Source organism: Stenotrophomonas sp. 89682_Sma, from assembly GCF_056481405.1.
Genome location: NZ_CM151147.1, coordinates 3,103,917 through 3,128,811 on the forward strand (window position 1 = coordinate 3,103,917; position 24,895 = coordinate 3,128,811).

Consider the following 24,895-nt stretch of genomic DNA (forward strand, 5'->3'; position numbering starts at 1 on the left):
GATGCGGGAGAGTCGGATCCCTTCGCTTCGCGAAGGGCTCTGACCCGCTGTGGGTCGCTGGGGTCAGAGCCCGCGCAAAGGGATCTGACCCCGGTGCCGGCCACACGCCTGCACTGACCCCCTCTGCACGTATCAGGCGCGCACAATACGCGCATGCCTGCTACCCCCACCGCTGGCGCTGACGCCGCGAAGAAACCCAGCCTGCGCCAGCGCTTCAGGGCCATGCGCAACCTGCCGCCGTTCCTGCGCATGGTCTGGAAGACCAGTCCCGCGCTCACCCTGGCCAGCCTGGGGCTGCGCCTGATCCGCGCGCTGCTGCCGGTGGCGATGCTCTACGTCGGCAAGCTGATCATCGACAGCGCGCTGCACCTGAGCCAGCACGATGCCGGCTTCCCGCCGCTGGGCGAAGCGTTGTCCAGCGGCCTGCTCAATCCGCTGCTGGGCCTGCTGGTGCTGGAGTTCGGCCTGGCCATCGCCTCGGACCTGCTGGGCCGCCTGGTCAGCTACGCCGATGCCCTGCTCTCGGAGTTGTTCGCCAACGTCACCAGCATCCGGCTGATGGAACACGCGGCGACGCTGGATCTGGAGGACTTCGAGGACCCGGACCTGCAGGACAAGCTGGACCGTGCGCGGCGCCAGACCATGGGCCGTATGAACCTGATGAGCCAGCTGTTCGGCCAAGTGCAGGATGCGATCACCGTGGCCAGCCTCGCCGTCGGCCTGCTGGTGTACGCGCCGTGGCTGATCCTGCTGCTGGCGCTGGCACTGGTGCCCGCCTTCATCGGCGAATCGCACTTCAATGCGGCCGGCTACAGCCTCAATTTCCAGTGGACGCCTGAGCGCCGCCAGCTCGACTACCTGCGCCAGCTCGGTGCCAGCGTGGAAACGGCCAAGGAAGTGAAGATCTACAACCTGCACCGCTTCCTGGTGGAGCGCTACCGGCGGCTGTCGGTGGCGCTGTTCCAGGCCAACCGGGCGCTGGCCCGGCGCCGCGCGTTCTGGGGCACGCTGCTGGCTGCGCTGGGCACACTGGGGTACTACACCGCCTACGCCTACATCGCCTGGCGCACGGTGCGCGGCGACTTCTCGATCGGCGACCTGACTTTCCTCGCCGGCAGCTTCCTGCGCCTGCGCCAGCTGCTGGAAGGCCTGCTGATCGGCTTTTCGCAGGTGGCCAGCCAGGCACTGTACCTGGACGACCTGTTCTCGTTCTTCCAGATCCAGCCGGAAATCCATTCGCGCGAAGGAGCCGTCCGCGTGCCGCAGCCCATCCAGCAGGGCTTCGTGTTCGAGAACGTCGGATTCCGTTACCCCGATGCCGAGCAATGGGCGGTGCGCCACCTCGATTTCCAGCTGCAGGCCGGCGAGGTGCTGGCCCTGGTCGGCGAGAACGGCGCCGGCAAGACCACGCTGGTGAAGCTGCTGGCGCGCCTGTACGAGCCGGACGAAGGCCGCATCCTGCTCGATGGCCGCGACCTGCGCGACTACGACCTGGACGACCTGCGCGCCAACCTCGGGGTGATCTTCCAGGACTTCGTGCGCTACAACCTCAGCGCCGGCGAGAACATCGGCGTCGGCCAGGTCGAGGCGATGGATGATCAGGCGCGCATCGCCGATGCCGCGCGGCGAGGCATGGCCGAGGAAGTGATCGACGACCTGCCCGGCGGCTACAACCAGCTGATCGGCCGCCGCTTCAAGCAGGGCGTGGACCTGTCCGGTGGCCAGTGGCAGAAGATCGCCATTGCCCGCGCGTGGATGCGCAATGCGCAGGTGATGATCCTGGATGAGCCAACCGCAGCGCTCGATGCACGCAGTGAGTTCGAAGTGTTCCAGCGGTTCAGGGAGCTGGCGGATAATCGTACGGCAGTGCTGATTTCCCACCGTTTCTCTTCGGTACGCATGGCCGATCGCATCCTGGTGCTGGCCGATGGCCGCATCGAGGCCAGCGGCACCCATGAGCAGCTGATGGCCCAGGGAGGACGGTACGCCGAGCTTTTCGAGCTGCAGGCAGCGGGTTACCGCTGAGAACGCCTCTCGTTTCCACTAATGAGAACCTGTCTCATTTGAGATAGAATCACCCCGACGACTTTCGATAGATACGCCCATGTCCTCCGCTTTCGGCGCCGAAACGGTGCTTGAGGTCCGCCACTGGACCGACGCCTACTTCAGCTTCACCCTTACCCGCGACAGCGGTTTCCGCTTCGAGAACGGCCAGTTCGTGATGATCGGCCTGGAAACCGAGGCGCGGCCGCTGCTGCGCGCCTATTCCATCGCCAGCGCCAACTGGGAAGAGCATCTGGAGTTCTTCAGCATCAAGGTGCAGGACGGCCCGCTGACTTCGCGCCTGCAGCACATCAAGCCGGGCGACAAGGTGCTGGTTGGCAAGAAGCCCACCGGCACCCTGCTGATCAGCGACCTGCACCCGGGCAAGAACCTGTACCTGCTGGGCACCGGTACCGGCATGGCGCCGTGGCTGTCGGTGATCAAGGACCCGGAAACCTACGAGCGTTTCGAGAAGGTGATCCTCTGCCACGGCGTGCGCTACGAAAAGGACCTGGCCTACCGCGATTATTTCGAGAGGGAGCTGCGTGAGCACGAGTTCCTCGGCGAGATGATCGGCGACAAGCTGCTGTACTACCCGGCCGTCACCCGCGAGCCGTTCGCCAACCAGGGCCGCCTGACCTCGCTGATGGAAAGCGGTGAAATGCAGCGCACCCTCGGCCTGCCGGAACTGAGCCCGGAGAACGACCGCGCGATGATCTGCGGCAGCCCGCAGATGCTGGCCGACCTGCGCAGCGTGCTTGATGCGCGCGGCTTCCAGGTCTCGCCGCGCATCGGCCAGCCGGGCCACTACGTGTTCGAGCGCGCGTTCGTCGAGAAGTAACGCGTTGCATCCGTAGAGCCGAGCCCACGCTCGGCTTGAATGGCGCCGGGCCTGCGCCCGGCCCACCCGGGCGTGGCCATCGCGGGGCCGAAGGGATTCGCCTGCTTCCCGCAATTGCGTATGCTCCGAGCTCGGCGGGCAGTGAGCCCGCCCCTACCTGGAACAGCGATGATCAGGACGCTTCGTCGTGTATTGGTATTGGCCGCCGCACTGCTGGCGGCAAGTGGTGTCGCCACCGCCGCGCCCGTCGACCCGGCTTCGCGCCCGCGCCCGAACGAGGTACCACCGCAGATCCTGGGCAAGGATCGCGACGGCAACCTGGTCGATCTCGGCACCCAGCGAGGCAAAGTGGTCATCGTGACATTCTGGGCGTCCTGGTGTGGCCCGTGCCGCAAGGAACTGCCCATGCTGGGCAACCTGCAGCGAGTGGTCGGGCGCGACGCCCTGCAGGTGTATGCGGTCAACTTCAAGGAACCGCGTCGCGACTTCATCAGCGTGATACGCAACCGAAATGCGCCGGTGCTGGACTACATTCACGACGCCAAGGGCGAGGTCAGCGACCAGTACGGCATCCAGACCATCCCGCACATGTTCATCATCGGGCAGGACGGCCGGATTGCCCATATCCACCGCGGCTACTCCGAAGAAAGCCTGCCCAAGGTGATTGACGCCATCCTGGCCCAGCTCCCTGAAGAGGTGCGCAACCGTCCGCCGCAGGGCTGATCCGTCCTCCGGCAGGAGAACGCGCACGCATGCTCAGGACTGCAACGCCTTCTCGACATCCCCGCGCAGGCTTTCCGGCTTGTCGGTGGGTGCATAGCGCCCCAGCACCTGCCCCTGACGTCCGATCAGGAACTTGCTGAAGTTCCATTTGATCGCGCTCAGGCCCAGCAGCCCGGTCTTCTCGGCCTTCAGCCACTTCCAAAGCGGATGCGCGCCGTCGCCGTTGACCTGGATCTTCTCCGAAAGCGGGAAGTCCACTGCATAGGTCAGCGAGCAGAAACTCCGGATCTCCTCGGCATTGCCGGGTTCCTGGTGACCGAACTGGTCACAGGGGAAGCCGATCACCACCAGGCCCCTCGGGCCGTACTCGCGCCATAGCGCCTCCAGCCCTTCGTACTGTGGGGTGAAACCACACTTGCTGGCCACGTTGACCAGCAGCAGCGCCTTGCCGCGGTACCGCTCCAAGGCCTGCGGCTGGCCGTCGAGGTCGTTGAAGCTGAAATCGTAGGCGGTGGTCATGCTGGCGGGCCTTGGAAGGTGGGGGGCTTCGGCCCATGGTAGCGGGCCAGCCACCGGTGCGGTGGCTCCACGGCATCGCGGCGGCGTGAACATGCCTTTTGACACAAGTGGGCACACGGCCGGCCGGGTTACCCTCGGGCCCTTGTTTGCCTTACCGGAGTTCCTACCTTGACCACTCGCCTTGCCCTTGCCGTGGCCATGTCCCTCGGCCTTGCCCTGCCCGCCTTCTCGGCCGGCGCCGCCACCCCGGCCGCCAGCACCGCCGCCCAGCAGGCCAACCCGTTCTTTGCCGAAAGCCCGCTGCCGCTGCACTTCCCGCAGTTCGACAAGATCAAGGACAGCGACTTCGCCCCGGCCTTCGACGCCGGCATGGCGCAGCAGCTGAAGGAAGTGGAGGCCATCGCCAACAACAAGGCCAAGCCGACCTTCGACAACACCATCATCGCCCTGGAAAAGAGCGGTGACATCCTCGACCGCGCGACCACCGTGTTCTTCAGCCTGGTGGGCGCCGATACCAACGACACCCGCAAGAAGCTGCAGGCCGACTACTCGGCGAAGTTCGCCGCGCACAGCGATGCGATCGCGCTGAACGGCAAGCTGTTCGCCCGCATCCAGGCGCTGTACGACACCCGCAGCCAGCTGGGCCTGGACGCCGAAGGCGTGCGCCTGGTCGAGAAGTACTACGACAACTACGTGCGCGCAGGCGCCAAGCTGTCCGAGGCCGACAAGGCCAAGCTGAAGGAGATGAACGCCGAGCTGGCCAACCTGGGCACCAAGTTCAGCCAGAACGTGCAGTCGGAAGTGAACGCTTCGGCGATCACCGTCGACGACGTCAAGGAACTGGACGGCCTGTCCAAGGAGCAGATCGCCGCCGCCGCCGAAGCCGCCAAGGCCCGCGGCCAGGACGGCAAGTACGTGATCACCCTGCTCAACACCACCGGCCAGCCGCCGCTGACCAACCTGGCCAACCGCGCCCTGCGCCAGAAGATCTACGAAGCGTCGGTCAGCCGCGGCAGCCGCGGCGGTGAGTTCGACAACACCGCGCTGGTCTCGCGCATCATGCAGCTGCGTGCCGACAAGGCCAAGCTGATGGGCTTCCCGAACTTCGCCGCCTACAACCTGACCAACCAGACCGCCAAGACGCCCGAAGCGGTCAACGCGATGCTGGGCAAGCTGGCTCCGGCCGCCGTGGCCAACGCCAAGCGCGAAGCCGCCGACCTGCAGGCGATGATCGACAAGGAACAGAAGGCCGCGCGCAAGCCGACCTTCCAGCTGGAACCGTGGGACTGGGCCTTCTACAGCGAGAAGGTGCGCCAGGCCAAGTACAACTTCGACGAGTCGCAGCTGAAGCCGTACTTCGAAATGAAGAACGTGCTTGAGAACGGCGTGTTCTACGCCGCTGGCCAGGAATTCGGCCTGACCTTCAAGCAGCGCACCGACCTGCCGGTCTACCACGATGACGTCACTGTCTACGACGTGTTCGACGCCGACGGCAGCCAGCTGGCGATCTTCATCTTCGACCCGTATGCGCGTGCCTCCAAGCGCGGTGGCGCGTGGATGAACTCCTACGTCTCGCAGTCCAAGCTGACCGGCTTCAAGCCGGTGGTCGCCAACCACCTGAACATCCCGAAGCCGCCGGCCGGCCAGCCGACCCTGCTGACCTGGGACGAGGTGAACACCACCTTCCACGAGTTCGGCCACGCCCTGCACGGCATGTTCTCCAACGTGAAGTACCCGTATTTCTCGGGCACCTCGGTGCCGCGTGACTTCGTCGAGTTCCCCTCGCAGGTCAACGAGATGTGGTCGGACAATCCGGTCATCCTGAAGAACTACGCCAAGCACTACCAGAATGGCTCGGCGATGCCGCAGGCACTGCTGGACAAGGTGCTGGCCGCGGCCAAGTTCAACCAGGGTTTCGCCACCACCGAGTACCTGGGTGCGGCCATGCTTGATCAGCGCTGGCACCAGATCGGCGCCGACCAGGTGCCGGCCGCCAAGGACGTGATGGCCTTCGAGCGCGCCGCGCTGGAGAAGGACGGCATCTACTACGCGCCGGTTCCGCCGCGCTACAAGACCCCGTACTTCAGCCACATCATGGGCGGCTACTCGGCCGGCTACTACGCCTACATCTGGTCGGAAGTGCTCGACGCCAACACCCAGAAGTGGTTCAAGGACAACGGCGGCCTGAGCCGCAAGAACGGTGACCACTTCCGTGCCACCCTGCTGTCCAAGGGCGGCAGCGTCGACGCGATGCAGCTGTTCCGCGATTTCGCCGGCCACGAGCCGCAGATCGAGCCGCTGCTGGAAAAGCGTGGCCTGACCGGCGCTGGCAACTGATCGCTGGTGCGGTAGCCTGAAACGAAAACCGCCCGGGAAACCGGGCGGTTTTTTTTTGCAGGGCCATCCACGCATGGCGTGGATCTACCCTCATTACGCAGACCCGGTAGATCCACGCCATGCGTGGATGCTCTTCCAGATCAACGCGGCGCCACGTACCCACCCGGCACGCCTTCCGGCGACAGCACCAGCTGCCACAGCTGCGCGTGCCGGCAGCGGAAGGTGGCCATCGATCCGGCCAGGTAGAAGCGCCACATGCGGCGGAAATGCTCGTCGTAGCGCGCGTCCAGCTGCGGCCACGCCGCTTCCACGTTGCGTCGCCAGGCCTGCAGGGTGAGGTCGTAGTCGGTGCCGAAGTTGTGCCAGTCCTCCAGCACGAAGCGCCCTTCGAACGCCTTGCCGATCTGCACCGCCGACGGCAGCATTGAATTGGGGAAGATGTAGCGCGCGATCCACGGATCGGTGCGATGCCGCGAGATGTTGGTGCCGATGGTGTGCAGCAGCAGCAATCCGCGCGAAGACAGGCAGCGCCTGGCCACCTCGAAGAAGCTGGCGTAGTTCTTGTCGCCGACATGCTCGAACATGCCGATCGAAAAAATCGCATCGAACGGTTCGTCCAGCTCGCGATAGTCCTGCAGGCGGATCTCGATCGGCAGGCCCGCGCACAGGTTCCGCGCGAACTCGGCCTGCTCCTGCGAAATCGTCACGCCGACGCCGCTGACACCGTAGCGCTCAGCGGCGAACTTCAGGGCTTCGCCCCAACCGCAGCCAATGTCCAGCACGCGCTGCCCCGGGCGCAGGCCCAGCTTGCGGCAGACCAGGTCAAGCTTGGCTTCCTGTGCGGCGTCGAGATCACCGGCATTGCGCCAGTAGCCGCAGCTGTACACCAGGCGCTGGCCGAGCATGGCCTGGTAGAGATCGTTGCCGAGGTCATAGTGGCGGCGACCGACTTCGTAGCTGCCCTGCCCGGCCTGCAGGTTGAACAGCCGCGCCTTCAGCGCATCGGCCACTTCGCGCCAACCGTGCACCCGTTCGTCCAGGTGCGCCCGCATCAGGTGGACAAGGAATTCATCGAGGACGTTGGCATCCCACCAACCTTCCATGTAGCTCTCGCCGAGACCCAGCGAGCCGTGGCCCATGACCCGCGCGAAGAAGCGCGGGTCATGCACCTGGATGTCCTGTGGCTGGGTACCGCCGATGCGGACCCCGGCTTCCTGCAGCAGGCCGGCGACCCGCTCCTGCAACCCTGTATCCACGCCACCTCCTCGACTGCGGTCAACCGCGTGCGAACAGCTCCACGTAGTCCTTGGCCACGTGCGGCAACAGCACCGCCGCCGGTACATCGGCGGTCTGGGTGCCGTCCGAGTATGGACCCACCTGGTACGGCGGGAACACAAAGCGCAGCGCGGTGATCTGCCCCTTGTCGTCGGTCAACGGCTGGAACTGGCTGAAATTGTCGGCCTGCGGGCCGGTACCGTCGGCGATCATGCGCGATGCGTTGCGCAGCGATTCCTGCAGCTGGGCCGGGTCCATGTCCTCGCCGCTGAGGCGGGTGGCCACGCGTTCGCGCAGCTGGTCGGCGACGAAATCGCTGATCGCCTTCCAGCCCTTGGCATCGGCCACCAGCTTCTCGGCGCTGAGCATCTGCTGGTGCTGCGGCAGCCATACGAAGCGGGCCACCAGCGGCTCGCCGTGGGCGCCACCGGTGTAGCGGCTGCCATCGGCACTGACCACCACCAGCTGCGGGGTTTCCAGCAGCTTCTCGAAACTCAGCGACAGCTCGTACGGCATGGTCGGCTTGTCGTTGCCAAGCCCGTCCAGCGCCTGCTGCAGGTCACTGCGCGCGCTGGTGGCATAGTCCTGCAACGCGCGCGCCAGGCCCGGGTAGCGGTCGATGCCGGCCGGGTAGCTGATGCCCACCACTTCGCGCTCGTTGTTCTCGATCACGTCGCGCAGGTCCAGCGGCGCGTCCGTGGCCGGCGTTTCACCCGCAGCGGTGGCCTCGGCGGCGGGGGCCGCATCGGTCGCCGGTGCCGGCTCGCTCTCACGCTGGCAACCGGCCAGCAACAGCACGCCCACCACGCCGGCCAGCACGCTGCCGCGCAATGGCCGGTTGTTTCCAATCTTCATCGGGATCCCCTGTTCATGTTTGTACATCATCGCCTGCCATGGCTGAAGCGTGGCCCGCTGGCATTCAGCCAACGAGCAGGTCGTGATACTCCTCATGCCGCTGCAGGAAGGCTTCGGCATACGAACATGCCGGCACCACCTTGTACTTCTGCTCGCGGGCAAAGCGCAGCGCCACGCGGGTCAGCTCACCGGCGATGCCACGGCCGGCAATCGGCTCGGGCACTTCGGTGTGGGTGATGACCATGCGCTTGCGTTTGATCTGGTAATCAAGCACCGCCAGCTGTCCGCGCACACGGGCGGTGAAGCGATGGTTGGCCAGATCGTGTTCGACCTCGTAGGCCAGACCGGGGGGCGTGACCGAAGCCATGGAACTGTCTCCTGCGGCGACTGCGTGGATGGTGCGCAGCCGGGCGCCATGATCGCGTGAAGCCTGAACAGGGGCAAGTCCAATCCATTCACGTCAGATTTCGACCCTCAAGCTGGAGGGTGGACGGCCGCTATCGCCTGTGGAGGGGTACGGCCAGGCTGGCACGGCCCTTGCGACCGTTGACCATGCGCATCACCGCGGAGGCCCCGATGCACCCCAGCGATTCCCATTCCGATACCGACCGCGCCCTGCTGGAGGGCCTGCTGCAACTGGCGGTGGAAGGGCAGACCGAAGACCAGGATTTCCAGCGCATCGGTGAAGAAGTATTCGCCCGTCTGCTGGACACCTACGGCCAGCAGACCCGCGCCTGACCAGGAGCGGGGGCCCTGCCCCGGGGGTTGCCCCAGGGGTCGGATCCAGCGGATCCGCCCCCTGCCCCTCAACCGCCGCCGAGGCGGAAGGTCGGGTTGGAGAGTTCGCGCAGGAAGTGGGTGAAGATGCTCGGCTGCATGGCCAGCATGAAGATCACGCCGAACGCTGCACCGGCCAGGTGCGCGCTGTGGTTGATGCGATCACCACCGCGCTTGTCCATCCAGATGCTGTAGCCCACGTAGAACGCGGCATAGACAATCGCCGGTGCCGGGATGAAGAACACCAGGATGATCGACCACGGCTTGATCAGGATGAAGGCGAACAGCACCGCCGACACCGCTCCGGACGCGCCGAGGCTGAGGTAGTTCGGGTTCTTCTGGTTCTTCAGGTAGCTGGGCAGGATCGAGACCAGCAGCGCTCCGATGTAGAACGCCGGGTAGGTCAGGTAGCTGCCGGTCAGCTGCACCATCACGCTCTCGATGAATCCCCCGAAGAAGAACAGGGTGATCATGTTGAAGATCAGGTGCGACCAGTCGGCGTGGATGAAGCCATAGGTCACCAGCCGGTCGTACTGGCGGTGACGGTCGATGGCCGGCGGCCACAGGATCAGCCGGTCGGCCAGCTTGCGGTTGTTGAACGCCATCCACGACAGGATGGCGGTGACGGCGATCAACAGCAGATTGACGGGGGTCATGTCGGGCTCAGGCGCTACGGTAGTTGTCGACCATACGATAGCGTTTCGCGTACCAACCGAAGGCCAACGCCGCGACGAAGGCAAAACCGGCGAAGAAGAACATCAGGAATGCCGCCTCGCTCAGGCCCGTACTGGCGATCTTGTGGGTCACCGCGTCATTGCGCACGGCGGCATTGGACAGCAGCACCCACAGGTTGCCGATGGTGGTGGTCAGGTTCCAGAAGCTCATCACCACGCCCTTCATCGCCTGCGGCGCCTGGCTGTAGGCGAATTCCAGGCCGGTGGCCGAGACCAGCACCTCACCGAAGGTCAGCAGCGCGTACGGCAGCATCTGCCAGAAGATCGACATGGCGTTGCCACCGTCCATCACCACCTGGATACCGCCGACGACAATCCAGGCCAGGCCGCTGAAGGCGATACCGGCGGTCATGCGGCGCAGCGCGGTCGGCTCGAAGCCGAAGCGGCGCAGGGCCGGGTACAGCACCAGGTTGTTGAACGGGATCAGGATCATCACCAGCAGCGGGTTCAGCGCCTGCATCTGCGAGGCGGTGAACCAGCTCGGCATCTGCATCTGCTGGCCCTGCAGGACCCAGGTCGAGGCCTTCTGGTCGAACAGCGAGAAGAACGGCGTGGTCAGGGCGAAGATCACCAGCACGCGCAGCACCGAGCGCACGCCTTCAACCGCTTCGGCCGGATGCAGGCCACGGGCGCGATCCAGCTGCAGCCAGGTGCCACCGCCGATGCCCGCCAGGATCGACACCAGCGCCAGGCACAGGCAGATGACGATGCCCAGCGAGGCGACCAGGCCGAACGAGGCCGCTGCCAGCACCAGGCCGAGCACGGCGATCACCAGGCCCGGACGGCCCTGGCCGGCCACGCGCGTGGTCAGTGCGGTACGCACCACGTTGGCGAACGAATGCGGATCCTTCGGCGGCAGCGGCACCAGCACGTAGCGCTTGCGGCCCAGCCAGAACACGAAGGTGGCGATGAACATCAGGATGCCCGGGATGCCGAACGCCCACTGCGGGCCCCAGTTCTTCAGCACCAGCGGGATCAGCAGCGAGGCGAACAGCGAGCCGAAGTTGATGATCCAGTAGAAGGCGTCGAACACGATCTTGGCCAGGTGCTTGTTGCTCTGGTCGAACTGGTCACCCATGAACGAGGCCACCAGCGGCTTGATGCCACCGGCGCCGAGCGCGATCAGGCCCAGGCCGAGGAAGAAGCCCTCGCGGCTGTTCTCGAACAGGGCAAGGCACAGGTGGCCGGCGCAGTAGACCAGGCTGAACCAGAGGATGGTGTGGTACTTGCCAAAGAACCTGTCGGCCAGCCAGCCACCGAGCAGCGGGAAGAAATACACGCCGATCATGAAGCTGTGCATGATGTCCTTGGCTTCACCGGCACGCCCTTCCGCAGTGATTTCCTGCAGCAGCAGCGAGGTGATCAGGAACTGCACCAGGATGTTGCGCATCCCGTAGAAACTGAACCGCTCGCAGGCCTCATTGCCGATGATGTACGGGATCTGGCGCGGCATCTTTCCCTGGCCGGCGATGGGGGCAACTGCGTCGTGGCTCATCCTGTAAGGCAATCCTGCAAAGCGAAAGGCGCAAGGTTACCGGAACCGGGGCTTGCGAAGCACGCTGCAGGGCTGCATGACAACGGTGCCAATCCATGGCAGGCAGCTTGTGCCCTGCCGGAAGTCACGGCACCTCCACGACAAAAGCGTAAACTTATCGTTATGCGCCCCCTCGCCCACGCCCGTCTCCTGCTCAGCTGCCTCGCAATGGTGCTGGCGTTGCCGGCCCAGGCTCGGACGCAGGTGCCGGCCAGCGCAAACGGTGACGCCGAGCCGCGCCAGCTGACCGTGGCTGCCCTGGAACTGCCCAGTCGCGATGACGCGCAGTGGAAGCTGCGTCGCGAACAGGTGGCAAAGCTGCTCACCGAGCTGCAGCCTGACGTGATCTCGGTGCAGCAGGTGCTGCAGCAGCAGGGCCGCAATCCGGCCTGCTGGCTGGCCAGCCGGCTGCGCTACAGCTGCGACTTCGTTACCGCCGACCCGCCCAGCCAGCCGCTGCGGCATGGCAACGCCATGCTGACCCGGCTGCCAGTCAGCGAGGATGGCGTGACCCTGCTGCACCCACCCGGCACCTTCAGTGCGGCCGGCATGATGCGGCTGAAGCTGGGCGAGGCGCTGGTCAACATCTATGTGGCGCGGCTGCGCCCGGACCCGGACGAGACCACCGCGCGCCAACACCAGACCAGCGACCTGATGACCTGGATCGGCGCCACCGCCGAAGGCATGCCCAGCCTGATTGCAGGCGATTTCTCGGCCAACACGGTGGAACTGGTGCGCAGCACGCCCGGCTTCCAGCCGGCCCGGCGCAATCCTGGCGGTCGCCCCGAGCCCCCGGCGGCCAGCGGCGGCGGCGCCAGTGGTCACGGCCTGGACGTGCTGTTCCAGGTCAAGCACTTCGGCGGCATCCGCCAGCAGCCGATCCTGCTGCCCGCCGACGGCGATCTGCCCGGCCTGCGGCTGGGCGTGATGGCCACCCTGCGCCTGCAGGGTGATACGGCCACAACCGAATGAATCCTGCAACGGAAAAGGCCGGGGTCTCCCCCGGCCTTTTCAGTTCATCCAGTCACGTAGATCAGGCGATCGCTTCCTGGTAACGGCGCTCGACTTCGTTCCAGTCGATGACGTTGAAGAACGCGCCGATGTATTCCGGACGGCGGTTCTGGTACTTCAGGTAGTACGCGTGTTCCCACACGTCCAGGCCCAGGATCGGCGTGTTGCCTTCCATCAGCGGGCTGTCCTGGTTGCCGGTGCTCTCGACCACGACCTTCTTGTCCGGGGTCACGCTCAGCCATGCCCAGCCGCTGCCGAAACGGGTCAGCGCGGCCTTGGTGAAGGCGTCCTTGAACTTGTCGAAACCGCCCAGGTCCTTGTCGATGGCCTTGGCCACGTCACCCACCGGGTTGCCGCCCGCGTTCGGCGCCATCACGGTCCAGAACAGCGAGTGGTTGGCATGGCCGCCACCGTTGTTGCGCACCGGGCCCTGCAGGTTCTCCGGCAGCGACTTGAGCTTCTTCACCAGTTCTTCGACCGGCAGGTCAGCGTACTCGGTGCCTTCCAGCGCCGCATTGACGTTGTTGATGTAGGTCTGGTGATGCTTGGTGTGATGGATTTCCATCGTCGCCGCATCGATATGCGGTTCCAGCGCGTCGTAGGCGTAGGACAGCTTGGGCAGGGTGTAGGCCATGATGCATCTCCTGATTGCGAGGGCACCCGACGGTGTCGGGCGTTGCGCGGTGAATGATGGGGACAGACCGCCAGATTACCAAGGGGGATGTAAAGGAAATTGCGTCCTGCCAGTGAGCACGACGGCAATTGTTACGCACCGGTGACGCACCGCGCTCCTCATGCACCGTGCAGCGCAGGAGCGCTACAGTGCCTGCCACCACCTCTGCCCGCCCCTGCCCATGCGCAACCCCCGGCTGCTGATCACCGCCATCGCCCTGCTGCTGCTCGGCCTGGTCGTCAACCATTTCATGCAGCGCCCACCGGCGCCGCAGTTCGCACCGGACCTGCAGGGCACACCCGCCGCGCGTGCGCCGGCCGCTGCCGGTGCAGGCAATGACAGCGGCCTGCCCGCCTTCCTGCCCGCCGAAGCCCGGCAGACCATCGCCCTGATCCAGCGCGGTGGGCCGTTCCCGCACCGCCAGGACGGCAGCACCTTCGGCAACCGCGAACAACAGCTGCCACAGCGTCCGCGCGGTTACTACCGCGAGTACACCGTGGACACCCCCGGCGCACGCACACGTGGCACGCGCCGCATCGTCACCGGCGGTGATCCGGCGGAGGCGTGGTATTACACCGACGACCACTACGAATCATTCCGCAGCTTCACCGTACCGGCCCAGGGAGCGCAGTGATGAGCCATGACGATTTCGGCCTCGGCCTGCATGACATCAACAACGCTGGCGTCTACGCCATCGACAGCGACGACATCAGCGCATTGGCCGCCGCGATGCGCGACGCCGGCCTGAAGGTGATCCGCATCGATCTGGAAGGCGTGGCCGACAAGCGCACCCTGCTGGCACGGCTGGCGGCGCAGCTGGATTTCCCGGCGGGCTTCGGCGGCAACTGGGATGCGCTGTCGGACAACCTGCGCGACCTGCAATGGCTGCCGGCCAACGGCTACGCGCTGTTCCTGGCCGACGTGGAGGCACTGCGTGCCGCCACCCAGAAGGACTTCGACACCCTGCTGGACGTGATGGATGAGGCCAGCCGCGACTGGGTCGGCCGCGATGTGCCGTTCTGGGTGTTCCTGTCGCAGAGTGCGTGACGGTAGCGCCGGGCCGCGCCCGGCGAGTGCGCATCGCGGCGTGCACACCACCGCCGGGCATGGCCCGGCGCTACCTGCAACGAATCGGTAGATCCACGCCACGCGTGGATGAGAGTTGACCCGGCATCGCCGCTAGCGACTGCCGTTATCTTCCTGCAGCTCTTTCTTGAACGGGATGTCCGGCGGCGGCCGTGCCACGGCCGGCTGGTCCTGCATGTTCGGATTGGTGAGGCCACAGCCACCACCCGCCTGCAGGATCGAGATCACACAGGAGATCTTCGTACCGGTGCCCGGCAACGGAATCTCCATCGACTTGATGCCCTTGCGCACCCATTCGGCCAGCAGTGATTCCTGCGGCACCCAGTACTTGTCGAACGAGGTCGGCGTGTAATCGTACGGCGGCCGCTTCAACCAGGTACCGGACTGCGCGATGCGCTCCTTGCTCCAGCCATCGTTGGCGCCACCGGGGGCGCCACGCTCGGCGTGCCCGTCACCCTGCTGCCCCGGCACGCGCACGCTGCCATCGGCATTGAACAGGCCATTGCCCCTGCCGGATGTACTGGCCTGGCTCGCGCCCTTGCTGGCGCCATCCTGGTTGCGGCTTGATGCACCCCAATCGTCACCCTTGGCCGGCGTGGCCCAGTTGCCCGGGTTGGGAGCCGGACGCGCGCCGGCCTGGGCCGGTGTCGTGCTGGAGGCGGACGGCCGTGGCGTGCTGCTGTTGGCCTGGCTCGCACTGCCGCTGGCCGCAGGCGCCGCCGTTGCCGCTGGCGCGCTGCCGCTGGACGTTGAAGGCGCCGCCGCGGGTGCCGACGCAACTTCGCGCTCGCGCACCTGCAGGTCACGGCCCGCCGGCGCACGCACGGTCGGCTCACGTCCGGCCACAGCAGCCATTCGTACCTGCGGATCGACCACGGCCTGCACTTCGCGCTCGCGCACCTGCACGTCGCGCTGCGGCACACGGACCTGTACATCAGCCGTGCGCAGCGGCTGCGACACCGCCGGTGCATCGACCGTACTGACTTCGCGCTCCTGCACCGGAATGTCACGCAGCTGCGGTGCCCGCACCGCGATCTCCGGCGCGCGCAGCGTGGCTGGGCTCGGCGGCGCCTGCACCGGCTGCACGCTGCGCTCGCGCACCGTCGGTGTGGTGTCGCGCGGCACGATGCTGACCTCGGTGCGCGGCACGCTGACCGGTGGCACCACGAAATCCGTACTGGCCTCGGCCACTTCGGTGGCCTGCACCGGTGACGGTGGCGGTGCCGCGACCGGCGCCGGCTCGGATTCGGCGGGCGGCGGTGGCACGCTGGCCGTTGCAGCCGGAGCGGGAGCGGACGCAGCTGCCGACGCGGACGCCGGACGCGGCTCAGGCGCCATTGCGGCCCCTGCGTTCTGGCCAGCTGCAACCTGGCCCGGCGGTGCAGCCGCCGCCGCCTCGGCACCCGGCTGATCGCCGCCGCCCTCCTGGGTGGCGCGACCGACGAACTCCACCTGCACGCGCTCGCCCTCGGCGCCTTCTTCTTCCGGTGCCGTGGTGCGGATCACGGCCACCCATAGCAGCAGCATGAAGAACAGCAGGTGCAGCAGCGCACTGGCCAATGCCGAGACCCAGCGCATCCAGCGCTGGTCGCGCGGCGCAGCATCCCAGTCCTGCCAGAACAGACGGCGCAGTGCTTGCCAGGGTGACAACCGGGGCAATTGCCCGGGGGGCCCTGGCAGCGGTCGCGGCAGCAGCACCGCGATCAATTCGCTGGCATGCAGCGGCCGCGGCAACGGACCGAGCGAGCGCAGCCACAACGCCCAGCCATACGGCAGGCGCGTGGTTTTCTCGAGGACGGCCCTGGGCTGCTGGCGGGCCAGCAGCAGGTCGATGAATTGCTCGGCCCGGGTCAGAGGCACGCGTCAGCGATCAGGCGGCGTTGCCGCGAGGGATATACGGCGCGTGGCCACTGTCGTGGTCGGTCGCGTCGCGCACGGCGGTCACGCCCGGCACGCGGCCCATCAGTGTCTTTTCAATGCCCTGCTTGAGGGTCACGTCGGCCATGCCGCAGCCCTGGCAGCCACCACCGAAGCGCAGCAGCACCACGCCTTCGGCCGAGACCTCCTGCACGGCCACCTTGCCGCCATGCGAGGCCAGCTGCGGATTGATTTCGTTTTCCACCACCCAGTGCACACGCTCGACCAGCGAGGCCGCGTCGCCGGGTGCTTCGCCCTTGATGCGCGGCGCCTTGATGGTCAGCTGCTGGGTACCGGCACTGCCGGCGACGATGTCGATCTCGGCGCCATCGAGCCAGCCGACGCTGCTGGCATCGACATACAGGGTGAAGCCATCGCAGTCCACCGCCCACTCGTCACCGAGCAGGTCGGCCGGCTCGGCGAACTCCAGCCGGGCGTCGGCGCGCGGAGTGCCAGGATCGACCGCGCTGAGGCGCACGCCCATGCCGGGCACGCCCTCGCGTTCGATCAGCTTGCGGAAATGGGTCTGGGCAGTGTCAGAGATCTGGATCATCAGGCTATTCTAGCCAAGTAAGCGTCAGCCGCTCATTCGGTTTATACACCGTCCGGCGCATTGTTCAGTCAACACGAGGTGGAGATTCCCATGGCCGACCTGATTCCACTGGCCCAGGCCCGTTGCGTGCCGCGCAAAGGCAGCGACCACAAGCTGGGCGAGGCCCGCCTGGCCGAACTGCTGCCGCAGATTCCCGGCTGGGAGCTGAGCGAGGGCGGGCAGGCCCTGACGCGCACCTTCCGCTTCAAGGATTACTACGCCACCATGGCCTTCGTGAACGCGCTGGCCTGGATTGCCCACCGCGAGGACCACCATCCGGACCTGGGCGTGCACTACGACCGCGCGGTCGTGCGCTTTTCCACCCACGACGTGGGCGGCCTGAGCGAGAACGACTTCATCTGCGCTGCAAAGACTTCGGCCCTGACGGAGCAACTGCCATGAACGTACGTTTGCTGAGCCTGTCCCTGATCGCTGCGACCGGCCTGGCCGGCTGTGGCCCGTCCGAGCCGCCGGCACCGCCACCGCCGCCGCCGACTGAAGTGGCTGCAGTGAAGACGCCGCCGCCGCAGTACCCGCTTGAGCTGGCCTGCATGGGCGTGGGCGGCACCAGCACCTTCAAGGTCACCATCGGCACCGACGGCAAGCCGAGCGACGTGGCCCTGTTGACCGGCGCCGGCAACCCGCAGCTGGACGAATTGGCGAAGACCGCCGTGCAGGGCTGGCAGTTCAAGGCCGCCACCCGCAATGGCGCTGCCGTGCCGGCCACCATCCAGGTGCCGGTCAGCTTCAACCCGCCGCAGCCGAAGCCGGACCAGTGCTTCGCCATCGAAGAACGCCTTCGCCGCGGCGGCTGACCGCCCGCGCCCCGACGAGGCCAGCCGACGCCCGCCTCGCCCTCGCCGCCCCGGCCTTGCCCGGGGCGGCTGTCTGTTGACCAGGACCGCGTCGGTACATGCTGCAGATTCCCCCCGAAAACATCTGGATCGCGCTGGCGGTCACCCTTGCGGCCGGCCTCGCTACTGCCATCGGCAGCCTGCTGGTGCTGTTCTCGCGCCGCCCCAATCCGCGCCTGCTGGCGTTCGGCCTGGCCTTCGCCGGCGGCGCGATGGTCTATGTGTCGCTGTCGGAAATCCTCAACAAGTCGATCGCATCGTTCGCCCTGGCCTATGGCGAGCGCACCGGCTTCACCTACGGCACCCTGGCGTTCCTGCTGGGCGTGATCGTGATCGTGCTGATCGACCACTTCATTCCCAATCCGCATGACAGCCTGGACAAACAGGATCCTGCGTTCCGCGAGAACAGCCGTGAGTACCTGAAGCGGGTCGCGCTGCTGACCTCGGTCGCGATCACCGCTCACAATTTCCCGGAGGGGCTGGCGACCTTCTTCGCCACCCTGGAAAGCCCGTCGGTGGGCATGCCGCTGGCCTTCGCCATCGCCATCCACAACATTCCCGAGGGCATCGCGATCGCGGTGCCGGTGTACTTCGCCACCCAGAACAAGTTCTATGCGTTCAGTGCCAGCCTGCTGTCCGGCCTGGCCGAGCCGGTGGGCGCGGCGCTGGGCTACTGGCTGCTGTCAGGATCGCTGTCGCACGCTACGTTTGGCTGGGTGTTCGGACTGATCGCAGGCGTGATGGTGTTCCTGGCGCTGGACGAGCTGCTGCCTGCGGCCAAGCGATATGCCAAGGGCCACGAAACCGTATACGGCTTGGTGGCCGGCATGGGCACGCTGGCGATCAGCCTGGTGCTGTTCAAGTGGTGAGGAGTTCCCGGCCAACGGGCTGAGCCCCCTCGCGGCTGGTACGTACCGCAGTATCGAGAGGTCACGGGCGGGGCCGGCTTGCAGGGGGCGCCGTGAATCCATCCATGGAGGCTTGGCCGCCGCATCCATGCGGCGGTCACCCCTGCAAGCCGCCCCCGCCCGTGCCCCGTCATTTTTCCGTGCGTGCCAGCCGCGCGATGAAAGAATGAAAAAGCGAAGCCCGCGCTGCGCGCGTGAGTCGAGCGTGGCTCGACTCTACCCGGGCCGCCGCGCGGCACGGGTCTGCTTTTCTTTTGATGTTCCGTGGCTGACGCGCACGCGATCTGTCGAAGGTCGGTCCGGATGGGTTGGCGGGGGTGTCCGCGGCAAGGATGCCGCGGCCAAGCCCCCATGGATGGGTTCACGGCGTCCCCCGCCAACCCATCCGGACCGACCAAAACCGGAATCCCGCTTTGGACGCCAGCCGCGAGGGGGCTGCGCCCGGTGGCCAGTCAGCCCCGCAGGGGCTACTTCAGCCGGTCCAGCGCCTCGACCAGCTCATCCGCCAGCGGCGCGTTCAGCACATACGGGCTCTTGCCGTCGTCCAGCGCGAACTCCAGCGAGGCCGCATGCAGGAACAGGCGTTTCAGCCCGATCTGCTCACGAAGCCGCTTGTTGACCGCCGGATCGCCGTACTTGTCGTCACCGGCCACCGGATGCCCCAGGTGCTGGGCGTGCACGCGGATCTGGTGGGTGCGACCGGTCTCGATGCGCACCTCGCAGTACGAATGGCCGCCGCGGCGCTCCAGCACCCGGAAGTGGCTGATCGATTCCTTGCCGATCGCGTTGACCTGCACGTGACGCTCGCCACCCTGGCGCAGGCCGACATGCAGCGGCGCATCGACCGTCATCACGCCGTCGGGCATGCGCCCGGCCAGCAGGGTCAGGTAGCGCTTGCGGATGCCGGCACCGTGGTCTTCACGCAGCAGGGCCTGCAGTTCGCTCAGCGCCGAGCGCTTCTTGGCCACGATCAGCAGGCCCGAGGTGTCGCGGTCCAGCCGGTGGACCAGTTCCAGGGTCTGACCCGGGCGCAGCGCGCGCAGGGTCTCGATGGCGCCGAAGCTGATGCCGCTGCCACCATGGCTGGCCACCCCGGTGGGCTTGTTCAGGGCCAGCAGGCGGGCGTCCTCGAAGACGATGGCCTGCTCCAGGCGGCGCATGAACGCCTCCGGAGGACCGGCCTTGTCTCCCTCTTCACTGAGACGGACCGGCGGCACACGCACCTCGTCACCCGCCTCCAGCTTGCGTTCGGCCTTGGCACGGCCGCCATTCACCCGTACCTGGCCGCTGCGCACCAGCTTGTAGACCAGGCTGCGCGGGGCGCCCTTCAGCTGGCCGAGCAGGAAGTTGTCCAGGCGCTGGCCGGCGCGGTCGGCGGGAACGGTGATCATGCGCACGGAAGGCTTGTCGCCAGCGGGTTTGGTCGGGTCTTGGGCGGTCATCAGGCTGTTTATTCTGTTACACTCGGGGGGCGAGATAAGGGATTGATTTCGTTGGAAGTTACTCAGGGCCAGAAGCCCAGCTTCCGACGAATCCGGCACAGTGCGCGACCACCGCCCGCGGGGCGGCCATGTTAGCGGCTCACCGGCCTTCCCGGCCATCGCCGGATGCCTGACACGCAACCGTGCTGAACATGTCCCGCGTGGCGCTCCAGCCTGGCTGACAGCTGCCTGCGGCCTGTAACACCCCAAAACCCATAAGAGTGAAGCGCTCCCGCGGCCTGCCGTGGTGTCGTAGCGCTGGAAACCCAAGCCGCCCTCCCCGCGCTTGCGCGAATGGGCGGCGAACCGTGTCCAGAGGCGAAACCCCATGGCGTTCCGCGCGGTAGCCGCTTGCGAGGAACGCAACAATGAAGCGAATGCTGATCAACGCCACGCAGGCTGAAGAGCTGCGTGTTGCCATCGTGGATGGCCAGTCGTTGTATGACATCGACATCGAACAGCCGTCGAAAGAACAGAAGAAGTCCAACATCTACAAGGGCCGGATCTTCCGCATCGAGCCCTCGCTGGAAGCGGCCTTCGTCGAATACGGTGGTGGCCGCCATGGCTTCCTGCCGCTGAAGGAAATCTCCCGCGACTACTTCCAGGCCGGCGTCGACCACAACAAGGCCGGCATCCGCGAACTGCTGAAGGAAGGCCAGGAGATCGTCGTCCAGGTCGACAAGGAAGAGCGTGGCAACAAGGGCGCCGCCCTGACCACGTTCATCTCGCTGGCCGGCCGCTACATGGTGCTGATGCCGAACTCGCCCAGCGCCGGCGGTGTCTCCCGTCGCATCGAGGGCGAAGACCGTGCCGCCCTGAAGGACGCCCTGGACAAGCTGAACATCCCTGATGACATGGGCGTGATCATCCGTACCGCCGGCGTCGGCCGCGATGCGGAGGAGCTGCAGTGGGATCTGGACTACCTGCTCAACGTCTGGCGCGCCATCGCCGAGGCCGCGCTGAGCAAGCCGGCCCCGTTCCTGATCTACCAGGAATCGCGCCTGATCGTGCGCGCCCTGCGTGACTACCTGCGCGCCGACATCGGCGAGATCCTGGTGGACACCGAGGAAATGTACGAGCACGCCCGCGAGTTCATGCAGCAGGTGATGCCGCAGACCCTGCGCAAGCTCAAGCACTACAAGGACGACATCCCGCTGTTCAACCGCTTCCAGATCGAATCGCAGATCGAAGGCGCCTACGAGCGCAACGTGCGCCTGCCGTCGGGCGGCTCGATCGTGGTCGACCAGACCGAAGCGCTGACCGCGGTCGACGTGAACTCCTCGCGCGCCACCAAGGGCAGCGACATCGAGGACACCGCGTTCCAGACCAACCTGGAAGCAGCCGAGGAAGTGGCCCGCCAGCTGCGCCTGCGTGACCTGGGCGGCCTGGTGGTGATCGATTTCATCGACATGGCCTCCAACAAGCACCAGCGCGAGGTCGAGAACCGCCTGGCCAACGCGCTGAAGTACGACCGCGCGCGCGTGCAGGTCGGCCGCATCTCGCGCTTCGGCCTGCTGGAAATGAGCCGCCAGCGCCTGCGCCCGAGCCTGGGCGAGTCCAGCCAGATCGTCTGCCCGCGTTGTGACGGCCATGGCCGCATGCGCAGCGTCGAGTCCCTGTCGCTGTCGATCATCCGCGTCGCTGAAGAGCATGCGATGAAGGAGAACACCGGGCAGGTGCTGGTACAGGCCCCGGTGGAGATCGCCAATTACCTGCTGAACGAGAAGCGCAGCGCCCTGCGCGAGATCGAGCAGCGTCACGAGGCGCCGATCGTGATCGTCGCCGACGAGCAGCTGCACACCCCGCACTACACCGTCACCCGCCTGCGCGAGAACGAGCTGGGTGAGGAGAGCAACAAGCCCAGCTACCAGCGCGGCACCCCGCGCAAGCTGCCGGTGCACGCGCTGACCAAGGGCCAGCTGAACATCCCGCCGCCGGCGGTGACCCAGGTCAAGCACACCTCCCCCGCTCCGGTGCGCGAGGAAGTGGAACCGGCTGCAGTGGCCCCGGCTCCGGTCGCTGCAGCGCCGGTGGCGCCGGCACCGAGCGGCGGCGTGATCGGTTGGCTCAAGCGCGTGTTCGGTGGCGAACCGGCGCCGGCACCGGCACCGGCGGCTCCGGTCGCCCGCCAGCAGCAGGACGGCGGCCGCAAGGACCGCAACAAGGATCGCAACAAGGACCGCAAGGACCGTCGCGACGAAAACCGTGGCAACGGTGGCAACGGCAACGCGCAGCAGCAGAAGGATGGCGGCAACCGCAAGGACCGCGGTGAGCAGCGCAACAAGGACGGCCGCAACGGCAACAACGGCAATGCCCAGCAGCAGCCGCAGCAGGGCAAGCAGAAGGAACCGCAGCAGAAGGATGGCCAGCAGCACCCGCAGCAGCAGAACAAGCCGCGCAACGAGCCGCAGGGCCAGAACCAGAACCAGCAGCAGCCGAAGCTGAAGCAGCCCAAGCAGCCGCGTCCGCAGCAGCAGGACGGTGACAAGCCGGCCGAGAAGCCGCAGCGCAACGCCGCCGATGCACCGGCCGAGGCCGTGACCGCGGCCGCAGCCGTGGCCGCTACGGCCGTCGCCGCCAATGTGGTGACTGCGCAGGAAGCCACTGCTCCGGTTGCGCCGCTGGGCGCCGCGCCGGTGGACGCCGCAGCACCGGTCGAGACCGCTGCCAACGCTGCCAGCGAGGCCGAGGTGATTGCAGTTGCCGGTGAAGAGGCTGCAACCGACGCCAATGGCGAGCAGGCAGGCGAAGGCGCGACCCGCCGTCGCCGTGGCCGTCGTGGTGGCCGTCGTCGTCGTCGCGGTGGCGCCGAGAACGCCGCCGGCAGCGATTCCCTGGGTGATGACCAGGACGATGGTGATGACGGTGATGACGCCGATGGCGCCGAGCCGAACATCGACAGCACTGCCGGCACTGCGCCGGTCGCTGCTGCACAGCCGGCCCGTTCGCAGCCGGAGTTCGACTTCGATGACGAAGCCGAGCCGGTCGCTGTCGAAGCCGAAAAGCCGGCCCGCGCTGCCGCCGCTGTTGTCGCCGCGCCCGTCGCGGTGGTGAGCAGCGCCGTGGTCGAGGCCGCTGCGCCGGTCGTGGCCGAGGTACAGGCCCCAATCGAAACCGTGGCCAAGGCCGAACCGACATCTTCGCCGGTGCAGACCAGCATGCTCGATGCCATCGACGCGGCGACCCCGGCCCAGCCGTTGGTGGCTGCGGCACCGGTGGTCGAAGTGAAGCCGGTCGTGGTCGAGGCCGCTCCGGTCGTGGAATCGAAGCCGGAGATCGCTGAAGCCGCTCCGGCGGTCGAAGCCAAGCCGCTGGCCGTTGAGGCTGCTTTGGTGGTGGAGGCCGCTCCTGCGGTTGAAGCCAAGCCGGTCGTCGAGACCACGCCGGTCGCCGAACAGCCGGTCGCTCCGGTGACGGTTGAAACCGTGCCGGTGGAAGCTGCGGCCCCGGTTGCCGAGGCGGTGGTGACACCATCGATCGATCCGGTCGCCGATGGCCACGCCGATGCCGCCGCCCAGGCAGCCGAAGCCAAGGCCGACGAAGAAGATGAAGAGGCCGCCAAGCGCACGCCGCCGGCGAACTGATCAATCGTTGATCGCGTGAAACGAAACGGCGGGGATCGATGATCCCCGCCGTTTCTGTTTGTGCCGTGCCGTGGTAGTTGCCGACCTTGGTCGGCGGCGTTGATTCAACGCACGCGGATACGTCCGTGCCAACCAAGGTTGGCACCTACCAAAGCAGGGACACGGACGCCGCCGACAGCACGGGCGCCGCAGTGGCGATTGCCGGACCTTGGTCGGTGCCGTTGTTCGCGCCAACCAGGGTTGGCATCTACCGAAAGCAGGTGTGCTCAGGGCTTCGGCGCGAACTGCAGGCGGGTCCACACGCCGTAGTGGTCCGAGGCCCAGCGACCGCTGTCGTCGGGCTGGTCGAACAGGATCTTCGCCTCGCGCGCAACCATCTCGTCCTGCTGGAAGAAGATGTGGTCGATCCGGGAGGGCGCCTGGTAATAGTGGCGGTTGAGCGTACTGACCCCGGCCAGGTCGGTATTCACGTGCACGCTGCCGTAGCTGTCGCCGTAGTGGCTGCGCAGCTCGCTCAGGTCGCTGGCATCCACCAGTGCATTGAAGTCGCCAGCAATCACCACCGGTGCGCCGGCCGACGTTGCAGCGATGAAGCGCAGCAGGTCCTCGACCTGGCTGCGGCGGATGCGTTGCCCGCTCTCGTCACTGCGCTCGTTGAGATGCGTGGCGTAGACATTCACCGGCGTACCGTCGACATCGATGCGCAGGTGGGCAACCGTGCGGTAGTCATCCAACGGCTGCAGCAGATGATCGCCGTGGGCAAGAATCGGCCGCCGGGTCAGCAGTGCATTGCCGTAGCGTTTGGGCGCGCCGACCGGATCGGTGGACACGAACACGTACTTGTAGCCGAGTTGGCTGGCCAGCCATTGCGCCTGGTTTCGCACGTTGCGGCGCTGGATCACCTCCTGCAGGGCAACCGCATCCGGCTGCAGGCGCTTGAGCTCGGCCAGGATGGTGCGGCGGCGGCTTGGCCAGTCCTCGCGGTCATGATGCAGGTTGAAGGTGACCATGCTCATGCCTGGCGCGGTGGCAACGTCAGCCGCTGCCGCGGCGGCCGGCTCGGCCGCCATCACCGCGCCCGGCAATGCCAATGCAATTGCCAGCCCCAGGGCACGCACGGTCGTGCGCACCCTTGCCCCCTGCTGCTTCAT

23 protein-coding genes are annotated in these 24,895 nt (G+C 66.7%); 12 read left to right on the forward strand and 11 right to left on the reverse strand.

The features are described from left to right. Nucleotides 1-153: 153 nt before the first annotated feature. From ACZK29_RS14440 to ACZK29_RS14450, 3 genes are all read left to right on the forward strand, one after another. The gene (locus tag ACZK29_RS14440) at nt 154-2,025 is read left to right on the forward strand and encodes an ABC transporter ATP-binding protein (protein WP_164146684.1); all 1,872 of its coding nucleotides are present in this window, start codon (nt 154-156) and stop codon (nt 2,023-2,025) included. Nucleotides 2,026-2,104: 79 nt separating this feature from the next. Further along, entirely contained in the window at nt 2,105-2,884 is a 780-nt protein-coding gene (locus tag ACZK29_RS14445) for a ferredoxin--NADP reductase (RefSeq protein ID WP_111205082.1), read from the forward strand. A 168-nt stretch (nt 2,885-3,052) separates the two neighbouring features. Continuing rightward, a complete protein-coding gene (locus ACZK29_RS14450; RefSeq protein WP_106550985.1) occupies nt 3,053-3,607 on the forward strand; it encodes a TlpA disulfide reductase family protein in 555 nt (184 codons plus the stop codon). Nucleotides 3,608-3,640: 33 nt separating this feature from the next. On the opposite strand, the gene ACZK29_RS14455 is transcribed toward ACZK29_RS14450, so the two are convergent. Then, nucleotides 3,641-4,126 carry a glutathione peroxidase gene (locus ACZK29_RS14455; RefSeq protein ID WP_106550984.1) on the reverse strand — a complete coding sequence of 162 codons (486 nt, stop codon included), beginning with the start codon at nt 4,124-4,126 and terminating at the stop codon, nt 3,641-3,643. A gap of 168 nt (nt 4,127-4,294) precedes the next feature. On the opposite strand from ACZK29_RS14455, the gene ACZK29_RS14460 reads away from it, so the two are divergent. Then, a complete protein-coding gene (locus ACZK29_RS14460) occupies nt 4,295-6,463 on the forward strand; it encodes a M3 family metallopeptidase (RefSeq protein WP_106550983.1) in 2,169 nt (722 codons plus the stop codon). Between the two features lie 140 nt (nt 6,464-6,603). Here the strand turns inward: ACZK29_RS14460 and cfa are convergent, their stop codons facing one another. The 3 genes from cfa to ACZK29_RS14475 are packed head-to-tail and all read right to left on the reverse strand — an operon-like array spanning nt 6,604 to nt 8,960. Continuing rightward, complete coding sequence (gene cfa / locus ACZK29_RS14465; RefSeq protein ID WP_111205081.1) at nt 6,604-7,719, reverse strand: cyclopropane fatty acyl phospholipid synthase; 1,116 nt, start codon at nt 7,717-7,719, stop codon at nt 6,604-6,606. Nucleotides 7,720-7,738: 19 nt separating this feature from the next. Then, entirely contained in the window at nt 7,739-8,620 is an 882-nt protein-coding gene (locus ACZK29_RS14470) for a DUF3298 and DUF4163 domain-containing protein (RefSeq protein ID WP_111112310.1), read from the reverse strand. 37 nt (nt 8,621-8,657) lie between these two features. Continuing rightward, nucleotides 8,658-8,960 carry a GNAT family N-acetyltransferase gene (locus ACZK29_RS14475; RefSeq protein ID WP_005417588.1) on the reverse strand — a complete coding sequence of 101 codons (303 nt, stop codon included), beginning with the start codon at nt 8,958-8,960 and terminating at the stop codon, nt 8,658-8,660. Nucleotides 8,961-9,169: 209 nt separating this feature from the next. Here ACZK29_RS14475 and ACZK29_RS14480 point away from each other — a divergent pair, with 209 nt between their 5' ends. Continuing rightward, nucleotides 9,170-9,331 carry a hypothetical protein gene (locus tag ACZK29_RS14480; protein ID WP_005413966.1) on the forward strand — a complete coding sequence of 54 codons (162 nt, stop codon included), beginning with the start codon at nt 9,170-9,172 and terminating at the stop codon, nt 9,329-9,331. A 68-nt stretch (nt 9,332-9,399) separates the two neighbouring features. Here the strand turns inward: ACZK29_RS14480 and ACZK29_RS14485 are convergent, their stop codons facing one another. Both ACZK29_RS14485 and ACZK29_RS14490 read right to left on the reverse strand, forming a co-directional pair. After that, nucleotides 9,400-10,026 (reverse strand): rhomboid family intramembrane serine protease, encoded by a 627-nt coding sequence (locus tag ACZK29_RS14485; protein WP_111205080.1) that lies wholly within the window; start codon nt 10,024-10,026, stop codon nt 9,400-9,402. Nucleotides 10,027-10,033: 7 nt separating this feature from the next. Next, nucleotides 10,034-11,599, reverse strand: a complete 1,566-nt coding sequence (locus tag ACZK29_RS14490; protein WP_111205079.1) for a POT-type proton-dependent oligopeptide transporter — start codon at nt 11,597-11,599, stop codon at nt 10,034-10,036. Nucleotides 11,600-11,761: 162 nt separating this feature from the next. Between ACZK29_RS14490 and ACZK29_RS14495 the strand changes: the two genes are divergently transcribed. After that, nucleotides 11,762-12,610, forward strand: a complete 849-nt coding sequence (locus tag ACZK29_RS14495; RefSeq protein ID WP_478446186.1) for an endonuclease/exonuclease/phosphatase family protein — start codon at nt 11,762-11,764, stop codon at nt 12,608-12,610. Between the two features lie 61 nt (nt 12,611-12,671). Here ACZK29_RS14495 and ACZK29_RS14500 read toward each other — a convergent pair whose 3' ends face one another. After that, the gene (locus ACZK29_RS14500; protein WP_005410310.1) at nt 12,672-13,283 is read right to left on the reverse strand and encodes a superoxide dismutase; all 612 of its coding nucleotides are present in this window, start codon (nt 13,281-13,283) and stop codon (nt 12,672-12,674) included. Between the two features lie 220 nt (nt 13,284-13,503). On the opposite strand from ACZK29_RS14500, the gene ACZK29_RS14505 reads away from it, so the two are divergent. Further along, on the forward strand, nt 13,504-13,956 hold the full coding sequence (locus tag ACZK29_RS14505) for a guanyl-specific ribonuclease (protein ID WP_180866321.1): 453 nt from the start codon (nt 13,504-13,506) through the stop codon (nt 13,954-13,956). After that, nucleotides 13,956-14,369 (forward strand): barstar family protein, encoded by a 414-nt coding sequence (locus tag ACZK29_RS14510; RefSeq protein WP_111205077.1) that lies wholly within the window; start codon nt 13,956-13,958, stop codon nt 14,367-14,369. Before ACZK29_RS14505 ends, ACZK29_RS14510 begins: the two co-directional genes overlap by 1 nt. Before the next feature lie 132 nt (nt 14,370-14,501). Here the strand turns inward: ACZK29_RS14510 and ACZK29_RS14515 are convergent, their stop codons facing one another. Beyond that, entirely contained in the window at nt 14,502-16,268 is a 1,767-nt protein-coding gene (locus ACZK29_RS14515) for a hypothetical protein (RefSeq protein ID WP_478446187.1), read from the reverse strand. A gap of 10 nt (nt 16,269-16,278) precedes the next feature. Further along, the gene (locus ACZK29_RS14520) at nt 16,279-16,878 is read right to left on the reverse strand and encodes an NfuA family Fe-S biogenesis protein (protein WP_049429107.1); all 600 of its coding nucleotides are present in this window, start codon (nt 16,876-16,878) and stop codon (nt 16,279-16,281) included. 90 nt (nt 16,879-16,968) lie between these two features. Here ACZK29_RS14520 and ACZK29_RS14525 point away from each other — a divergent pair, with 90 nt between their 5' ends. The 3 genes from ACZK29_RS14525 (at nt 16,969) to zupT (ending at nt 18,640) form a co-directional block, all read left to right on the forward strand. After that, a complete protein-coding gene (locus tag ACZK29_RS14525) occupies nt 16,969-17,319 on the forward strand; it encodes a 4a-hydroxytetrahydrobiopterin dehydratase (protein ID WP_005410315.1) in 351 nt (116 codons plus the stop codon). Continuing rightward, a complete protein-coding gene (locus tag ACZK29_RS14530; protein ID WP_478446188.1) occupies nt 17,316-17,732 on the forward strand; it encodes an energy transducer TonB in 417 nt (138 codons plus the stop codon). The genes ACZK29_RS14525 and ACZK29_RS14530 overlap by 4 nt, the downstream gene beginning before the upstream one ends. A 98-nt stretch (nt 17,733-17,830) precedes the next feature. Next, nucleotides 17,831-18,640 (forward strand): zinc transporter ZupT, encoded by an 810-nt coding sequence (gene zupT / locus ACZK29_RS14535; RefSeq protein ID WP_010486740.1) that lies wholly within the window; start codon nt 17,831-17,833, stop codon nt 18,638-18,640. Nucleotides 18,641-19,146: 506 nt separating this feature from the next. On the opposite strand, the gene ACZK29_RS14540 is transcribed toward zupT, so the two are convergent. Further along, nucleotides 19,147-20,121: an RluA family pseudouridine synthase gene (locus tag ACZK29_RS14540; protein WP_029550681.1), complete on the reverse strand. Its 975-nt coding sequence runs from the start codon at nt 20,119-20,121 to the stop codon at nt 19,147-19,149. A gap of 407 nt (nt 20,122-20,528) precedes the next feature. Between ACZK29_RS14540 and rne the strand changes: the two genes are divergently transcribed. Beyond that, nucleotides 20,529-23,744, forward strand: a complete 3,216-nt coding sequence (rne, locus tag ACZK29_RS14545; RefSeq protein ID WP_459047079.1) for a ribonuclease E — start codon at nt 20,529-20,531, stop codon at nt 23,742-23,744. A gap of 266 nt (nt 23,745-24,010) precedes the next feature. Here the strand turns inward: rne and ACZK29_RS14550 are convergent, their stop codons facing one another. Further along, nucleotides 24,011-24,895 (reverse strand): endonuclease/exonuclease/phosphatase family protein, encoded by an 885-nt coding sequence (locus tag ACZK29_RS14550; protein WP_478446189.1) that lies wholly within the window; start codon nt 24,893-24,895, stop codon nt 24,011-24,013.

Excerpts from the sequence above, each read along its gene's own strand:
- ACZK29_RS14440 (WP_164146684.1), top strand. The coding sequence starts at position 154 with ATGCCTGCTACCCCCACCGCTGGCGCTGACGCCGCGAAGAAACCCAGC.
- ACZK29_RS14445 (WP_111205082.1), top strand. The coding sequence starts at position 2,105 with ATGTCCTCCGCTTTCGGCGCCGAAACGGTGCTTGAGGTCCGCCACTGG.
- ACZK29_RS14450 (WP_106550985.1), top strand. The coding sequence starts at position 3,053 with ATGATCAGGACGCTTCGTCGTGTATTGGTATTGGCCGCCGCACTGCTG.
- ACZK29_RS14455 (WP_106550984.1), bottom strand. The coding sequence starts at position 4,126 with ATGACCACCGCCTACGATTTCAGCTTCAACGACCTCGACGGCCAGCCG.
- ACZK29_RS14470 (WP_111112310.1), bottom strand. The coding sequence starts at position 8,620 with ATGTACAAACATGAACAGGGGATCCCGATGAAGATTGGAAACAACCGG.
- ACZK29_RS14475 (WP_005417588.1), bottom strand. The coding sequence starts at position 8,960 with ATGGCTTCGGTCACGCCCCCCGGTCTGGCCTACGAGGTCGAACACGAT.
- ACZK29_RS14480 (WP_005413966.1), top strand. The coding sequence starts at position 9,170 with ATGCACCCCAGCGATTCCCATTCCGATACCGACCGCGCCCTGCTGGAG.
- ACZK29_RS14485 (WP_111205080.1), bottom strand. The coding sequence starts at position 10,026 with ATGACCCCCGTCAATCTGCTGTTGATCGCCGTCACCGCCATCCTGTCG.
- ACZK29_RS14490 (WP_111205079.1), bottom strand. The coding sequence starts at position 11,599 with ATGAGCCACGACGCAGTTGCCCCCATCGCCGGCCAGGGAAAGATGCCG.
- ACZK29_RS14495 (WP_478446186.1), top strand. The coding sequence starts at position 11,762 with ATGCGCCCCCTCGCCCACGCCCGTCTCCTGCTCAGCTGCCTCGCAATG.
- ACZK29_RS14500 (WP_005410310.1), bottom strand. The coding sequence starts at position 13,283 with ATGGCCTACACCCTGCCCAAGCTGTCCTACGCCTACGACGCGCTGGAA.
- ACZK29_RS14505 (WP_180866321.1), top strand. The coding sequence starts at position 13,504 with ATGCGCAACCCCCGGCTGCTGATCACCGCCATCGCCCTGCTGCTGCTC.
- ACZK29_RS14510 (WP_111205077.1), top strand. The coding sequence starts at position 13,956 with ATGAGCCATGACGATTTCGGCCTCGGCCTGCATGACATCAACAACGCT.
- ACZK29_RS14520 (WP_049429107.1), bottom strand. The coding sequence starts at position 16,878 with ATGATCCAGATCTCTGACACTGCCCAGACCCATTTCCGCAAGCTGATC.
- ACZK29_RS14525 (WP_005410315.1), top strand. The coding sequence starts at position 16,969 with ATGGCCGACCTGATTCCACTGGCCCAGGCCCGTTGCGTGCCGCGCAAA.
- ACZK29_RS14530 (WP_478446188.1), top strand. The coding sequence starts at position 17,316 with ATGAACGTACGTTTGCTGAGCCTGTCCCTGATCGCTGCGACCGGCCTG.
- zupT (WP_010486740.1), top strand. The coding sequence starts at position 17,831 with ATGCTGCAGATTCCCCCCGAAAACATCTGGATCGCGCTGGCGGTCACC.
- ACZK29_RS14540 (WP_029550681.1), bottom strand. The coding sequence starts at position 20,121 with ATGACCGCCCAAGACCCGACCAAACCCGCTGGCGACAAGCCTTCCGTG.
- rne (WP_459047079.1), top strand. The coding sequence starts at position 20,529 with ATGAAGCGAATGCTGATCAACGCCACGCAGGCTGAAGAGCTGCGTGTT.
- ACZK29_RS14550 (WP_478446189.1), bottom strand. The coding sequence starts at position 24,895 with ATGAAGCAGCAGGGGGCAAGGGTGCGCACGACCGTGCGTGCCCTGGGG.